The sequence below is a fragment of the Streptomyces mayonensis genome, assembly GCF_018982965.1.
In the GTDB taxonomy this organism is placed as follows: domain Bacteria; phylum Actinomycetota; class Actinomycetes; order Streptomycetales; family Streptomycetaceae; genus Streptomyces; species Streptomyces mayonensis.
Window position 1 is genome coordinate 22,777 of the sequence record NZ_JACBYP010000036.1, and the last position, 14,496, is coordinate 37,272.

At 72.7% G+C, this 14,496-nt stretch carries 11 protein-coding genes; 9 read left to right on the forward strand and 2 right to left on the reverse strand.

Going from position 1 to position 14,496, the window contains the following annotated elements:
* Positions 1-54: 54 nt before the first annotated feature.
* From HZS56_RS16265 to HZS56_RS16285, 5 genes are all read left to right on the forward strand, one after another.
* A complete protein-coding gene (locus HZS56_RS16265) occupies positions 55-1,194 on the forward strand; it encodes a serine/threonine-protein kinase (protein ID WP_216721404.1) in 1,140 nt (379 codons plus the stop codon).
* An 80-nt stretch (positions 1,195-1,274) separates the two neighbouring features.
* On the forward strand, positions 1,275-3,080 hold the full coding sequence (locus HZS56_RS16270) for a serine/threonine-protein kinase (protein ID WP_216721405.1): 1,806 nt from the start codon (positions 1,275-1,277) through the stop codon (positions 3,078-3,080).
* Positions 3,080-4,021, forward strand: coding sequence for a serine/threonine-protein kinase (locus HZS56_RS16275; RefSeq protein ID WP_216721406.1), 942 nt, complete (start codon positions 3,080-3,082; stop codon positions 4,019-4,021). Before HZS56_RS16270 ends, HZS56_RS16275 begins: the two co-directional genes overlap by 1 nt.
* A 122-nt stretch (positions 4,022-4,143) precedes the next feature.
* Positions 4,144-5,757, forward strand: coding sequence for a succinic semialdehyde dehydrogenase (locus tag HZS56_RS16280; protein WP_216721407.1), 1,614 nt, complete (start codon positions 4,144-4,146; stop codon positions 5,755-5,757).
* An 83-nt stretch (positions 5,758-5,840) separates the two neighbouring features.
* Positions 5,841-7,691, forward strand: a complete 1,851-nt coding sequence (locus HZS56_RS16285; RefSeq protein WP_216721408.1) for a GMC family oxidoreductase — start codon at positions 5,841-5,843, stop codon at positions 7,689-7,691.
* Between the two features lie 421 nt (positions 7,692-8,112).
* Here HZS56_RS16285 and HZS56_RS16290 read toward each other — a convergent pair whose 3' ends face one another.
* A complete protein-coding gene (locus HZS56_RS16290) occupies positions 8,113-8,454 on the reverse strand; it encodes a chorismate mutase (RefSeq protein WP_216721409.1) in 342 nt (113 codons plus the stop codon).
* Positions 8,455-8,866: 412 nt separating this feature from the next.
* On the opposite strand from HZS56_RS16290, the gene guaA reads away from it, so the two are divergent.
* Entirely contained in the window at positions 8,867-10,447 is a 1,581-nt protein-coding gene (guaA, locus tag HZS56_RS16295) for a glutamine-hydrolyzing GMP synthase (protein WP_216721410.1), read from the forward strand.
* Positions 10,448-10,451: 4 nt separating this feature from the next.
* On the opposite strand, the gene HZS56_RS16300 is transcribed toward guaA, so the two are convergent.
* Positions 10,452-10,934 (reverse strand): pyridoxamine 5'-phosphate oxidase family protein, encoded by a 483-nt coding sequence (locus tag HZS56_RS16300; RefSeq protein ID WP_216721411.1) that lies wholly within the window; start codon positions 10,932-10,934, stop codon positions 10,452-10,454.
* Positions 10,935-11,180: 246 nt separating this feature from the next.
* On the opposite strand from HZS56_RS16300, the gene HZS56_RS16305 reads away from it, so the two are divergent.
* From HZS56_RS16305 to HZS56_RS16315, 3 genes are all read left to right on the forward strand, one after another.
* Positions 11,181-11,984, forward strand: coding sequence for a class II aldolase/adducin family protein (locus HZS56_RS16305; RefSeq protein ID WP_216721412.1), 804 nt, complete (start codon positions 11,181-11,183; stop codon positions 11,982-11,984).
* Positions 11,985-12,179: 195 nt separating this feature from the next.
* A complete protein-coding gene (locus HZS56_RS16310) occupies positions 12,180-13,475 on the forward strand; it encodes a hypothetical protein (RefSeq protein WP_216721413.1) in 1,296 nt (431 codons plus the stop codon).
* Positions 13,476-13,755: 280 nt separating this feature from the next.
* Positions 13,756-14,286 (forward strand): DoxX family membrane protein, encoded by a 531-nt coding sequence (locus HZS56_RS16315; protein ID WP_216721414.1) that lies wholly within the window; start codon positions 13,756-13,758, stop codon positions 14,284-14,286.
* Positions 14,287-14,496: the final 210 nt, after the last annotated feature.

Sequence of the window (14,496 nt, forward strand, 5' to 3'; positions counted from 1 at the left end):
TTGTCGGCCACCCGTGTGACAGCGACCCGGAGCCGGTGCGTCAGGTGGGGCATGATGGGCCGCATGGTGACCGAGGGGGCGGGCGGGCGTGTCATCGCGGGCCGGTACCGGCTCCACGAACGGCTCGGCCGCGGCGGCATGGGCATCGTCTGGCGGGCCACCGACCAACTCCTCGCCCGCGAAGTGGCCGTGAAGGCGCTCCCCCTCGACGAGACCCTCTCCGCGGCCGAGGCCCGGCGGCGCCGTGAGCGCACCCTGCGCGAGGCCCGCGCGGTCGCGCGGCTGCGGCATCCGCACGTCATCGTCGTGCACGATGTCGTCGAGGACGACGAACGCGCGTACATGGTCATGGAGTTCGTCGACGGCGGATCGCTCGCCGACCGCGTCGCCACGCACGGTCCGGTCGGGCCAGGCGAGGCCGCCCGGATCGGCGTCGCCCTGCTCGACGCCCTGCGCACCGCACACGCGGCGGGCATCCTGCACCGGGACGTGAAACCGTCCAACGTGCTCATCGCCGACGACGGCCGGGTCGTCCTCACGGACTTCGGGGTCGCACAGGTCGCGGGCGCCACCACGCTCACCGAGAGCGGCTCCTTCGTGGGCTCCCCCGAGTACACCGCGCCGGAACGGATGTCCGGCGCCGGAACAGGGCCGGAGTCGGACCTGTGGTCGCTGGGCGTACTGCTGTGCGCCGTCCTCAGTGGCGTGAGCCCCTTCCACCGCGACTCGCTCGGCGGTGTCCTGCACGCCGTGGTCACCGACGAGATCCGCCCGCCCGAGCAGGCCGGACCGCTCCTCCCGGTCGTACGGGGCCTGCTGGAACGAGACCCCGGACGACGGCTGGACGCGGCGTCGGCCGACCGGATGCTGCGTGCCTTCCTGAGCACCGGCCGCACCCCCGCGACCGCACGGGCGGCCGGGAGCGGCGGGTCCCGGAGGCTGAGGCGGGGTGTGCTGACGGCCGTGCTGCTCGTCGTCGCGGCCGCGGGCGCCGGCATCTCGCTGGCGGCCCTGCTGGCGGACGGCGACGACGACGGGAACGGTACGCCGACGACCTCGGCGCCCGCGACACCGACCACCGGGACGGTGTCACCGCCGCTGTCACCGCCGCTCTCACCGTCCGCGCCCGCCGGCCCCACCGCATCCGAGCCCACCGCGTCCGGCCCCACCGCATCCGGCCCAACCGGGAGATAAGCGGCACGTCGCGTCACGGGTGTGTGACCGCCGGACACCGGCGGTGGAAAGGGCCGCGTCCGGCGCGGTATGGATGGACCATGAGCAGCAACGGGGGGCCCCGCTCAGGGGCGGACGAGCCGACGAGTTTTGACCTGCAGCCACCGAACCAGCCGGTCGCGGTGCCGCATCCCGGCAACCCGTACGCGGCGCCCACCGAGGTCGTACCGCCGCAGGCCACGTCGCCCGAACCGGCCGCGTCGCCCGAACCGGCCGCGCCGCCGTCGCCCGCGCCGACCGCGGTGCCCTCTTCCGCTCCGGCCGCGGCAGCCGCGGCGCCCACGGTGGCCGGGGAGCCGGGCGCCGGGGACCCGGGGGCCGGACGCCTCGTCGCCGGCCGCTACCGGCTGATCGCCAGGCTCGGGCACGGCGGCATGGGCACGGTGTGGCGGGCGAAGGACGAGACCGTGGACCGCGAGGTCGCCGTCAAGGAGCCCCGCGTCCCCGACCACCTTCCCGAACGTGAACGGGACAACGCCTTCGAGCGCATGCGCCGCGAGGCGCGCGCCGCGGCCCGCCTCGACCATCCCGCCGTGGTCGACGTGCACGACGTGGCGGTCGTGGACGGCCGGCCGTGGATCGTCATGGAGCTGGTACGGGGGCGCTCGCTGGGCGACGCCCTGCAGGAAGGCACCCTGGGCGCGCGCGAGGCGGCCCGGATCGGTCTTGAGGTGCTCGGTGCGCTGGAGGCCGCGCACCAGGCCGGCATCCTGCACCGGGACGTGAAGCCGGACAACGTACTGCTCGGCCGGCACGACCGGGTCGTCCTCGCCGACTTCGGCATCGCACAGATCGAGGGCGAGACCAACCTGACCGACACCGGCGGCTTCGTGGGCTCGCCCGAGTACATCGCGCCGGAACGGGTGCTGGGGCGGCGTCCCGGCCCGGAGAGCGACCTGTGGTCCCTGGGCGTGGTGCTGTACGCGGCGACGGAGGGGGTCTCGCCGTTCCGCCGCAGCAACACGCCCGCCACGCTCCAGTCGGTGCTCAACGCCGTGCCGGCGCCGCCCGCCGCCGCGCAGGGCCCGCTGGCCGAGGTCATCACGGGCCTGCTGGACAAGGACCCTGCCCGCCGCCCGGACGCCGCCCGGGTCCGCACGCTGCTCGACGCCGCCGCGAACCCGCCCGCGCCGCCGCCGACCCGGGTTGCGCCGTTCGGTGCCGCGGGTGTTGCCCGTGGGGCGTCGGGCACCGGGCCGGGCACCGGCTCGCGCTGGGGCGTCCGGCTGGGCCGCAACGTGTGGATCACCCTCGGCGCGGCGGTCGTGGCGGCGGCCGTGGCCTCGTACCTCGTGGTCGCCGACCCCTTCGCGGGCCCCCTGCCGGAGGGCTGGAAGCAGCAGAAGCTCGGCGCGAAGGTCGGGATGAGCGTCGGCGTGCCCGCGGAGTTCGTGAAGGAGAAGCACGCGGAGGACGAGGAGTGGGACGGTACCAACGAGACGTTCTCCGACCCGAGCGGCGCGGTCACCGTCTTCGTGGACCGGGACATCAAGGCCGACGACGAGGCGGGCGAGATCCCGGACACCGCGGGGGCCAACGCCTGGGCGGACTGGGACATGCTCAAGGACGGCGAGTACTCCTGGGACTTCGCGGAGAAGCCCGCTCCCAAGGGGGAGCCGAGCGAGACAGAGTACAAGGGCGAGAAGGCCGCCGAGAACACCATCGCCTACACGACCACGGACACGGAGCACCCCCGCAAGCGGGAGTTCCACATCCTCTACTACCGTGCCGGCAACGGTGACATGTACAAGGTGTCGATCGACTACCCCCGCGAGGGCTACTTCGCCGACGAGGGCCGGGAGATCGCCCGGACGGTGATCGCCAACTGGGAGGTCGACAAGCTCTGATGGGACTCGAGGGCCGACTGGTCGGTGGGCGCTACCGGCTGCTGCGGCGGGCCGGCTCCGGACGGTCGGGCACCGTCTGGCGGGCCCTCGACGAGGCGGCGGACCGCGAAGTCGCAGTCCGGTGGCCCCGGTTGCCCGGCGTCCCGGAGGGCGAGACCTACCGGAGGGCGGCCCACCGCCTCTACCGCGAGGCGCGCGCCGCCGCCCGCGTCGATCATCCCGCCGCGGTCCGCATCCTCGACGTGGTCGTCGAGGATGCCGGTCTCGACGGACTGCCCTGGATCGTCATGGAGTGGGTCCAGGGCGAGTCCCTGCACGAAGTGCTCCGGCGCGGCCCGGTCCCACCGGCGGAGGCCGCCCGCATCGGCCTCGCCGTCCTCGGCGCCCTGCGGGCCGCGCACGCCGTCGGCATCGTGCACCGGGCGGTCCGGCCCGCCAACGTGCTCCTCGGCCGGCACGACCGCGTCGTCCTCACCGACTTCGGCACCGCCCACCTGCCGGGGGAGGGGGCGGCCCCGCCACAGCAGGGTGTCCTGCCGGAGCAGGGTGCCCCGCCAGGAGAGGGGCCCCCGCCGGGCCAGAGGTTCCGGGCGGGGGAGGACTTCCGGGCGGAGGAGGAGTTCCGGGCGGGGAAGGAGTCGCCGCGGGACACCGGGCCCGCGGCCGACCTGCGATCCCTCGGTGCCCTGCTGCGAGCCGCCGCGGGCGACCCACCGGCGTCCGGGCCGTCCGGGCTGTCCAGGCCGCCTGAGTCGCCTGTGCGGCCTGGGTCGGCAGGGCCGTCCGGGCTCCTCGGCACGGTCGTCGAACGCCTGCTGGCCGAGCACGCCGCGTTGCGGCCGGACGCGGAGGACGTCGCCCAGCAGTTGGAAGCGGTGGCCGGCGGTCTCCGGCCCACACCGGACGTAAAAGAAGTGATCAGATCCAGTCCTTCCGTGTAACGCCCTGATCAGCGGGTTTCTTGCCAGCGATCACTGGCGTGATGTGAGCACTCGGTGAATCACCGCGAATCCCCGTTACCGACGGGTACACAAAGCCCGCCCCGCGGCATACCCTGCGGCACATGACGGACGCGCAGGCCCCGGAACTCACCGGCACGAACCCCCTCGCCCCCACCCCGGAGGGCGCCCGCACCGCTGCCGACGTGGTCACGCCCGAGCTGGTCGCCCAGCTCACCAAGGGCGTGGCCGGGTCCGGCCGCACCGCCAACCACACCCCCTTCACCGGCGAGAAACTGGCCGACCTGCCCGAATCCACGCCCGAGGACGTGGCCGGCGCCTTCGAGCGGGCCCGGGCCGCCCAGGCCGTGTGGGCGCGCACTCCCGTACGACAGCGTGCCGCCGTGCTGCTCCGCTTCCACGACCTGGTGCTGGCGCGCCAGGCCGAGGTCCTCGACCTCATCCAGCTGGAGACCGGCAAGGCCCGTCTGCACGCCCACGAGGAGGTCCAGGCCGTCGCCGTCGCCGCCCGGCACTACGGCCGCAAGGGGCCCGCCTACCTGCGGCCCAGGCGGCACACCGGCGCCGTGCCGACCCTCACCAAGGTCACCGAACTGCGCCACCCCCGCGGTGTCGTCGGCCAGATCGCCCCCTGGAACTACCCGCTGGAACTGTCCGTCGGCGACGCGATCCCCGCGTTCGTGGCGGGCAACGCCGTCGTCATGAAGCCCGACACCGAGACCTGCCTCACCGCGCTGTGGGCCCGCGACCTGCTCATCGAGGCCGGCCTGCCCGCCGAGGTCTTCCAGGTCGTCCTCGGTGAGGGTCCGGTCGTCGGCCCCGAGGTCGTCAGGCACGCGGACTACGTCTCCTTCACCGGCTCCACCCGCACCGGCCGCGAGGTCGCCCAGGGGGCCGCCGCCCGCCTGGTCGGCGTCTCCCTCGAACTGGGCGGCAAGAACGCCATGCTGGTCCTGGAGGACGCCGACATCGAGAAGGCCGCCGCGGGCGCCGTCCGTGCCTGCTTCTCGTCGGCGGGGCAGCTCTGCATCTCCATCGAGCGCCTCTACGTCCACGAGTCCGTCGCCGACGCCTTCCTGGAGCGCTTCGCCGCGCGCACCAGGGCGATGCGGCTCGGCACCTCCCTCTCCTACGGCGCCGACATGGGCTCGCTGGTGGGCGACCGGCAGCTGGAGACCGTGCGGCGCCATGTCGCGGACGCCGTGGAGCGGGGCGCGAAGCTCGTCGCCGGCGGTGTCGCACGTCCGGACATCGGCCCGTACTTCTACGAGCCGACCATCCTCGACGGCGTCGCGGCGCCCATGACGGTGTGCGCCGAGGAGACCTTCGGCCCGGTCGTCTCCGTGTACCGCTTCAAGACCGAGGACGAGGCGGTCGAGCACGCCAACTCCACGCCGTACGGCCTGAACTCCGCGGTCTGGACGAAGGACGCCCGGCGCGGCCGCGACGTCGCCGCCCGCCTGCGCACCGGCACCGTCAACATCAACGAGGGCTACGCCTCCGCCTACGGCAGCGTCCAGTCGCCGATGGGCGGCATGAAGGACTCGGGCCTCGGCCGCCGGCACGGCTCCGAGGGCATCCTCAAGTACACCGAGGCCCAGACGGTCGCCCAGCAGCGGCTGCTGCCGATGGCGCCGTCACTGGGGATGGACGACGAGAAGTACGCGGCGTTCATGAGCCGCAGCCTGCGCCTGATGAAGGCGTTCCGCTTCCGCTGAGCGGCCCGCCGCCCCCCCGTACGCCCCCATACGCACCCGTTTCCGTATCCGTACCCGTACCCCGTTCTCGACGAGGAGAGCACGTGTCGCAGGAGAAGACTGTCCAGACCCGGGACGAGAGCGGGTACGACTACGACGTCCTCATAGTCGGCTCCGGCTTCGGCGGCTCGGTCTCCGCACTGCGCCTCACCGAGAAGGGCTACCGCGTCGGTGTCCTGGAGGCCGGCCGCCGCTTCACCCGCGAGTCGCTGCCCAGGAACTCCTGGGACCTGAAGAACTACCTCTGGGCGCCGAAGCTCGGCATGTTCGGCATCCAGCGCATCCATCTCCTCGGCAATGTCATGGTCCTGGCAGGAGCAGGCGTGGGCGGCGGCTCCCTGAACTACGCCAACACCCTCTACGTGCCGCCGAAACCGTTCTTCGACGACCCCCAGTGGCGGGACATCACCGACTGGCAGGAGGAGCTGACGCCGTACTACGACCAGGCCCGGCGCATGCTCGGGGTCCGCCTCAACCCGACGATGACCCCTTCCGACGTGCACCTGAAGGCCGCCGCCGAGCGGATGGGCTGCGGCGACACCTTCCACATGGCGCCGGTCGGCGTCTTCTTCGGCGACGGCGAGGACGCCGACGGCACGGCGCGGGCGACCCCCGGCGAGCAGGTGCCCGACCCGTACTTCGGCGGCGTGGGGCCCGAGCGCAAGGCCTGCAACGAGTGCGGCGAGTGCATGACCGGCTGCCGGCACGGCGCGAAGAACACCCTGAACGAGAACTACCTGTACCTCGCGGAGAAGGCCGGTGCGGTCGTCCACCCGATGACCACGGCCGTCTCCGTCACGGAGGACTCGCGCGGCGGGTTCGCGATCGCCACGCTCCCCACCGCCCGCAGGAAGCACCGCCCGAAGAACGGCAAGGACCGTACGACGGGGGAGCCGGGCCGCACCTTCACCGCCCGCCGCGTCGTCCTCGCCGCCGGCACCTACGGCACCCAGACTCTGCTGCACCGCATGAAGGCGGGCGGACAGCTCCCGTACCTGTCCGACCGGCTCGGCGGGCTGACCCGCACCAACTCCGAGGCACTGGTGGGCGCCCAGACCGACGACCGGCGTTACCGCAGGGCCACCGGCGAGCCGCACGCCGACTTCACGCGCGGCGTCGCCATCACGTCCTCCGTCCACCCCGACGCCAGCACCCACATCGAACCGGTGCGTTACGGCAAGGGCTCCAACTCGATGGGCGGCCTGTCGATCCTCCAGGTCCCGTACGCCGGCGAGAAGGGCTCGGGTGCCTCCCGCGTCCTGGGCTTCCTGGGGCACGCGGCCAAGCACCCGTTGCTCGTCCTGCGCTCCCTGTCCAACCGCAAGTGGTCGGAGCGGACCATCATCGGCCTGGTCATGCAGTCCCTGGACAACTCGCTGACCACGCACCTGAAACCGTCGGGCGTCGGCAAGGGCCTGCTCACCGCCCGACAGGGCCACGGCTCGCCCAACCCCAAGCAGATCAGGGCCGCGACCGAGGGCGCCTCCGCGCTCGCCGCCGAGATCAACGGCTTCGCCGGCTCCAACGTGGGTGAACTGATGGGCATGCCGCTCACCGCCCACTTCCTCGGCGGCTGTCCCATCGGCGCCACCCGCGAGACCGGCGTCATAGACCCGTACCACCGCCTCTTCGGCCACCCCGGCATCTCGGTCGTGGACGGCGCCGCCGTCTCGGCCAACCTGGGCGTCAACCCCTCCCTGACCATCACGGCACAGGCCGAGCGTGCGATGTCCTACTGGCCGAACAAGGGCGAGAGCGACCCGCGTCCCGCCCAGGGTGGCGCGTACGAACGCCTCGCGCCCGTCGAGCCCGGCTCCCCGGCGGTCCCGGCGGAGGCCTTCGGCGCACTCCGGCTGCCCTTCCTGGGCATGCCCACGGTGCCGCCTAAGCGGTAGCGAAAAGAACGGGAAGAGCAGAAAGACAGAAAGAGCGGGAAGAGCAGAAAGAGGGGAGCGGCGGGGACGTTGTCCGTCGGCCGGCCCCGGGCGTCCCCGGAGCCGACCGTTCTCTGGGTGACCGGGCTGCTGTCCCCTGCCGTCCGGTCACTTTCCTGGAGCGAGGTCCCACGACGTACGGAACGATCCGCACGTCTCATCGCTCCAGCGAGCCACGCGTGGTTCTTTCGGGCCCGCCCCTGGCTGACACGGACACCGGGACCAACGAAGCCGCTCGCGCGCCGGTCACGCTCCGTACGGGTGAGAAGACGCCGAACTCAGATGCGACCCTCGGACCCGTCCCTCAAACCCGCTCCTCAGACCTGCTCCTCAGGCCTGTCCCGCAGACCTGCCCCTCAGTCCTGTCCGTCAGGTCCGTCCTTCAGATCTGTCCCCGGCACAGCTCCAGCATCGTCATCGCCAGCGCCGTGCCGGGCTTGCCCAGCGCCTGCCGGTAGTGGTCGAGCACCTCCATCTCGCGGGAGAGGTTCACGCGCCGGCCGCCGGAAGTGATCCTCGCCTCCTGGATGACGGCGGAGACGGCCATCCGTTCCTGGATCAGTCCGATGATCCGGTCGTCCAGGCTGTCGATGCGCTCCCGGGCGCCGGTGATCACGTCGGCGGCCTCGGGGGTGCGGGCGCCGGTCTTGTCCGCGGCGGTTCCGGAGGTGCGGGTGCCGGAGGCGGAGGCTTCGGAGGTGGGGACGGTGGTGGTTGCGGTCATGGCGGGCTCCTCGCTGGGGTGGCGGTGCCCCGGTCTCCGACAGACTCCGCAAACGCCAGGCGCCCCGGGCCTTGTCGGCCCGGGGCGCCTGGGAAGTCGCTTGTCAGTTGCTCAAGCAGCACGACCATGGCAGCCGGTGGGCCGGTTGCCATAGGTAAACAGGAAAGTGCTCTGCTTGTGCATGGAGCCAGTATGCCCCGGGAACGGTTCGCGACCAAGCCGGTTCGCATGGTGAGATCCGGCCACGTGAGATCCGGCACGACGGCGACCGGTCGGGCAGCCGAGGGCCGGTGCCGGTGCCGGTGCCCGTGCCGGTCGGCTCCGCCTCCGCCCCCGTCAGGGACGGGGCGCGTGGGCGTCTCGGTAGAATCGGGAGCAGCAGACTCCCCGCCCGACCGCCGGAAGGCACCCCGTGTCATCAGCGACTCCCGCTGCCGCCGCCCCCGACACCGTCCTGGTTGTCGACTTCGGTGCGCAGTACGCCCAGCTCATCGCCCGTCGTGTCCGCGAGGCGCGGGTCTACAGCGAGATCGTGCCGAGCTCCATGCCGGTCGAGGAGATCCTCGCCAAGAACCCGGCGGCCATCATCCTCTCCGGCGGCCCCTCGTCGGTGTACGAGCCGGGCGCCCCGACCGTCGACCGCGCCCTGTTCGAGGCAGGCGTCCCCGTCTTCGGCATGTGCTACGGCTTCCAGCTGATGGCGCAGGCCCTCGGCGGCACCGTCGACAACTCCGGCGCCCGCGAGTACGGCCGTACCGACCTCGCGGTCTCCAAGCCGTCCTCCACCCTCTTCGAGGGCACCCCCGCCGAGCAGGCCGTGTGGATGTCGCACGGTGACGCCTGCTCGGCCGCCCCCGAGGGCTTCACCGTCACCGGCTCCACGGACGTCGTCCCGGTCGCCGCCTTCGAGAACGACGAGAAGAAGCTCTACGGCGTCCAGTACCACCCCGAGGTCATGCACTCCACGCACGGGCAGCAGGTGCTGGAGCACTTCCTGTACCGGGGCGCGGGCCTGACCCCGGACTGGACCATGGGCAACGTCATCGACGAGCAGGTCGCGGTCATCCGCGAGCAGGTCGGCGACAAGCGCGCCATCTGCGGCCTGTCCGGCGGCGTGGACTCCGCGGTCGCCGCGGCCCTCGTCCAGAAGGCCATCGGCTCCCAGCTGACCTGCGTCTACGTCGACCACGGCCTGATGCGCAAGGGCGAGACCGAGCAGGTCGAGAAGGACTTCGTGGCGGCGACCGGCGTACAGCTGAAGATCGTGGACGCCGGCGAGCGGTTCCTGGGGGCGCTGGCCGGGGTGTCCGACCCCGAGGAGAAGCGGAAGATCATCGGGCGCGAGTTCATCCGCGTCTTCGAGCAGGCGCAGCTGGAGATCATGCAGGAGGAGGGCCCCGAGGTCGCCTTCCTCGTCCAGGGCACGCTCTACCCGGACGTCGTCGAGTCCGGCGGCGGCACCGGCACGGCGAACATCAAGTCCCACCACAACGTGGGCGGCCTCCCCGACGACATCGAGTTCGAGCTGGTCGAGCCGCTGCGCAAGCTGTTCAAGGACGAGGTCCGGATGGTCGGCCAGGAGCTGGGCCTGCCGGAGGAGATCGTCCAGCGCCAGCCGTTCCCCGGCCCCGGCCTCGGCATCCGCATCGTCGGCGAGGTCACCAGGGAGCGGCTCGACCTGCTCCGCGAGGCCGACGCCATCGCCCGCGAGGAGCTGACGGCGGCCGGCCTCGACCGCGAGATCTGGCAGTGCCCGGTGGTGCTGCTCGCCGACGTCCGCTCCGTGGGCGTCCAGGGCGACGGCCGCACCTACGGTCACCCGATCGTGCTGCGGCCGGTCTCCTCCGAGGACGCCATGACCGCCGACTGGTCCCGGCTGCCGTACGAGGTGCTCTCCAGGATCTCGACCCGGATCACCAACGAGGTCAAGGACGTCAACCGCGTCGTCCTCGACGTGACGTCGAAGCCGCCGGGGACCATCGAGTGGGAGTGACTCCCTAGGTACGCCTGAGGGTGCGCAAAGGCTTTCCGGGCTGCCAGACCTCGACGACGAGGTACGCGTCGTCGACGTGAGTGCGCACGACCTCCGTCAGCTCGGTACGGAAGAGGTGGAACGGCTCCGGCGGTTCCACCTCCTTCGCGTATCCGGCCTTCGCCTCCGGGCTGTCGACCTCGGCCGCCCGGCCGCTGACCCGCACGTCCCCGCCACCCATCCCGGTGCCGTCCCCGGGGTTCGCCTGCAGCGTGAAGCGCGGGTCGCGGCGCAGGTCCAGTGCCTTCAGCGAGTCCGCCATCATGCCGAGCCACAGCTCGCCGCCCACGAAACGCACCTCCAGGCCGGTGGTGCGGGGCGAGCCGTCCTTGCGGAGGGTGGCGAGGACGTGGTGCGTGTACGCGCCGAAGCGTGCTTCGACGGTGCGGGCCAGGACGGGCTCGGCGGTGGCGAAACCGGCCCAGTTCACGGGAATGGCTGGGGTCATACGACCAGTGTGTGCCCGAAAACCGACACCCTCTGTCGCGTATCGGGGCGGGAGCTGTCCTCCCGGCCGCCTCAGCGGTAACTTCCGGCCCGTGAGGCCCATCCCGGTACCCGGTGCGGTACCGACATGCGCTACCGGTGTGCGGTGCGCGGTGCGCGGTGTGCGGTGGCGGTGCGCCGCTGCCGGTGCGCGGTGCCGGATCGGATCGCCGCAGGGCCCGGCAGGCCAGAGGCAGACGGAGGACACATGCACGGGACGCCCGGGGCCACTCCGCCCCCGCCGCTGCCCACCGACCGGCTGCGGTTCGCGATGCCGCCGATGCACGACTCGGTCGAGGACGAACGCAGGCACCGCAAGGAACGGCTCGCGGGGGCGCTGCGCGTCTTCGGGCGGTACGGCTTCGAGGACGGGGTCTCCGGGCACATCACGGCCCGCGACCCCGAGTACAGCGACTGCTTCTGGGTCAATCCCTTCGGCATGCCCTTCGCGCACATCACGGTGAGCGATCTCGTGCTGGCCAACTCCGAGGGCCAGGTGGTGGAGGGCGGCCACCACGTGAACCAGGCCGCCTTCACCATGCACTCCCAGGTCCACGCCCTGCGCCCGGACGTGGTCGCCGTCGCCCACTGCCACTCGGTGCACGGGCGCGCGCTCGCCGCCCTCGGCGACCTGCTCGACCCGATCACCCAGGAGAGCTGCGCCTTCTACGAGGACCACGCCCTGTACGACTCCTACTCCGGCGTCACCGTCGACGCGGAGGAGGGCCGGCGCATCGCGCGGGTGCTCGGCTCCGGCAAGGCGCTCGTCCTGCGCAACCACGGGCTGATGACGGTCGGCGACTCGGTGGACGCGGCGGCCTGGTGGTTCCTGTCGCTGGAACGGTCCTGCCAGGTGCAGCTGACGGCGAAGGCCGCGGGCCGGCCGGTGCTGATCGACCACCGGCAGGCCGTGGCGACCCGGGAGCAGCTCGGCGGCGACCTGGTGGCGTGGATCAACTACCAGCCGCTGTGGCGGCAGATCAGCCGCGCCGAGCCGGACCTGTTCGACTGACCTCGATCCCGCGACCTTCCCACGGGGCTTCCCGACCGGGTGGTCTTCCCGCCCGGGTCAACACGGCGATACCCGCGTCACCCGCGCTGAGCAGAGGTTAACGGGGGCGCCGGGCGCCAGAGGGTCGGCGTACGGCACAATTCGTCGTCGTCGCAAGGGACTTGGAAGCGTGGGTGCGGAAGGCGGGCGTCGGGCGTGGCGGTGCAGGAGGCGAGACGCGGGAGCGGCTCGGACAAGGGCGCGTACGAGACGGCCCACGGGGGCGGCTGTACCTGCGGGGACTGTCCGCACGGCGCTCGTGAGGGGCACCGTCGCGCGGTCGCCGCGTTCCTGCGGCGCCGGGACGAGTTCGCCGCCGGACAGGGGCTGCCGGCCGCGGTCGCCCACTCGGCCTCCGCCTCCCGGCAGTGGGTCTCCGAGGAACTGACCCAGTCCGCCGAGGCCGTCGCCGAACGCGGTCGCGCCGAGGGCGACGCATGGCTCGCGGGCCTTGGCCGGCGCACGGCGGCCGCGGTCTGGGCGGCGGTCGTCCTGCTGCTGCTCGGGCAGGCCCTCACCGCGATCGGCGCCGGCTGGTCGGCGGCCCGCACCGCCGGGCTCGCGGCGGCGCTGGTCGTGGCCGGTGCGCTCACGGCGGCGTCCTGGTTCCACCGGTCCCGGGGCGGGGCGCTGGCCCCGGTCATCGGCGAGGACAACCGGCTGTCCACCTCCCGGGCCGTGGCGGCGGCCTGGGTCCTCTTCATCGCCTACGCCGTGCTCGTGCTGGCCGGCCAACTGGCCGTCGCCTCCGGCCACGACCGGCGGGACGCGCTGATCTCGGGCCTCGAACTCGGCCGCGGCACCGGGGCGGTGACGGTGCTCGCCGTGGTCTGCGGGATCGCGGTCCTCGTACGGCGCGTCGTCGGCCTGCGGGTGCTGGGACAGCGGTTGCAGAAGGTCCGGGCGGACCGGCCGCGGGCCTCCGACCTCCTCACGGACGACGCGGGACGCGGCACCTTCGCCGACATCCAGTACGTGGTGATCAGCGCCGTCGCCCTGGTCTTCGCGGCGGTGCGCCTGGCCCGGCGCCCGGAACAGCTCCCCGACCTGCCGTGGGGACTCGCGGTCGTCGTACTGGTCTCGGCCGCGACCTATCTGGCCGGCAAGTACGCGGAGGGCGGCCGGCCGGTGGTCCTCTCCGTGGTCCGGGCACGCGAGGCCGGTGACCTGGACGCGCCGATCCGCACCGGCGACGACATCGAGATCCGTGGCGCCGGCTTCGTGCCGCCCGGTGCGCAGCGCGCGGACCGGCTGTCCCGGATGGTCGTCCGGATCGGCGCGGTCAACGTCCACGTCCCCCTTGTCCCGGTGGCGGGCGGCTTCAGCAACCCCTCGGACGACCTCCTCACCGTCCCCGTACCGGCCGACGTGGAGCCGGGCCGGGTGGACGTCCAGGTGGTCACCGGCGCGGGCGTGGAGACCAACCGGTACGCCATCGACGTGACGGACTGAGCGGGCGTGACGGATCGAGCCGGCGTGACGGGCTGTGCCGACGTGAAGGGCTGTGCCGATGCGACGGGCTGAGCCGACGCGACTGCCTGTGGCGGCGTGACGGGCTGAGGAGCTGGGAGCCCACTGCGTGGGTCCGCCCCCTCCGCACGGCGCCCTGCCCCGCAACCTGTCGAAACCGACAGGAAGAAACCGGTGGCCGAAGGGTTGAGCCGGATCCCCCTGTCGTACGTATGGTCTGGCGGGGGGTCTCGGCATGCGCGGCGAGAGGCGGCTGGCAGTGATGACTCACGGTATGCGGACGGATGTCTACTCCTCCCAACAGGGCGGTGGGGACTGGCGGGACAACGCCGCCCGCTACGCCCTCCTTCCTCTACGGATCTTCCTCGGCGTCACCTTCGTCTACGCGGGCCTGGACAAGCTCACCGACAGCGCCTTCATGAAGGACGCGGGCGCCGGCTCCGTCGGCGACATGATGCGGGCCGTCCGGGACTCCTCGGCCGTCCCCGCTCTGGTCGACCTGGCCCTGAAGAACCCTCCCGGCTTCGGCTACGCCATCGCGCTCGGCGAGCTGGCCGTCGGTGTCGGCACCCTGCTCGGCCTCCTCACCCGGCTGGCAGCGCTCGGGGGTGCGCTGATCTCCCTCAGCCTGTGGCTGACCGTCAGCTGGGCCTCCGACCCGTACTACTACGGCAACGACCTGCCCTACCTCATGGCCTGGCTCCCTCTCGTCCTCGCGGGCGCTCCTCTCCTGTCCCTGGACGCCGCGCTGCGCTCCCGGCGCCGACCGCGGTCGGCGGGCGACTACCGGTAGCCCGCGGCCGGCCGTGCGGCTCAGCCCGCCCTCGGACGCCGCCGAACATGGAGACCGAGCGAATCCGCCGTATCCCCCGGGCGGAGCGCCCGCGCCGGGGCCGGGAGGGGCGGGGCGTCCGGCGCCGGGCCGGTGCGGGGACTCTCCTCTCCACATCGGGGCCGTCCGTGCCGGGCCGCAGATGTCGGGCCGCATGTGCCGGAGCGTTTT

Excerpts from the sequence above, each read along its gene's own strand:
- HZS56_RS16265 (WP_216721404.1), top strand. The coding sequence starts at position 55 with ATGGGCCGCATGGTGACCGAGGGGGCGGGCGGGCGTGTCATCGCGGGC.
- HZS56_RS16270 (WP_216721405.1), top strand. The coding sequence starts at position 1,275 with ATGAGCAGCAACGGGGGGCCCCGCTCAGGGGCGGACGAGCCGACGAGT.
- HZS56_RS16275 (WP_216721406.1), top strand. The coding sequence starts at position 3,080 with ATGGGACTCGAGGGCCGACTGGTCGGTGGGCGCTACCGGCTGCTGCGG.
- HZS56_RS16280 (WP_216721407.1), top strand. The coding sequence starts at position 4,144 with ATGACGGACGCGCAGGCCCCGGAACTCACCGGCACGAACCCCCTCGCC.
- HZS56_RS16290 (WP_216721409.1), bottom strand. The coding sequence starts at position 8,454 with ATGACCGCAACCACCACCGTCCCCACCTCCGAAGCCTCCGCCTCCGGC.
- HZS56_RS16300 (WP_216721411.1), bottom strand. The coding sequence starts at position 10,934 with ATGACCCCAGCCATTCCCGTGAACTGGGCCGGTTTCGCCACCGCCGAG.
- HZS56_RS16305 (WP_216721412.1), top strand. The coding sequence starts at position 11,181 with ATGCACGGGACGCCCGGGGCCACTCCGCCCCCGCCGCTGCCCACCGAC.
- HZS56_RS16315 (WP_216721414.1), top strand. The coding sequence starts at position 13,756 with ATGACTCACGGTATGCGGACGGATGTCTACTCCTCCCAACAGGGCGGT.